1 rRNA gene is annotated in these 223 nt (G+C 51.1%); it reads right to left on the bottom strand.

Features of this window, described 5'->3' with window-relative positions:
• Positions 1-124 precede the first annotated feature (124 nt).
• Positions 125-223 (bottom strand): 23S ribosomal RNA (locus ACDO57_RS23395); the annotation flags it as partial.

The raw sequence follows: 223 nt of genomic DNA, 5'->3' as shown, positions 1-223 counted from the left end.
TCACTTCTGAGTTCGGCATGGGGTCAGGTGGGACCACCGCGCTAAAGCCGCCAGGCAAATTCTGTTAATCTGTATCAGGCTGAAAATCGTCTCTGTCTCTTCGCCAAAACATCTTCGGCGTTGTAAGGTTAAGCCTCACGGTTCATTAGTATCGGTTAGCTCAACGCATCGCTGCGCTTACACACCCGACCTATCAACGTCGTCGTCTTCAACGTTCCTTCAG

Source organism: Enterobacter cloacae complex sp. 2015409 (assembly GCF_041365315.1).
Taxonomy (GTDB): Bacteria; Pseudomonadota; Gammaproteobacteria; order Enterobacterales; family Enterobacteriaceae; genus Enterobacter; species Enterobacter pseudoroggenkampii.
Note: the sequence above shows the minus strand (reverse complement) of the source record. Positions and strands in the feature narration are given on the sequence as shown.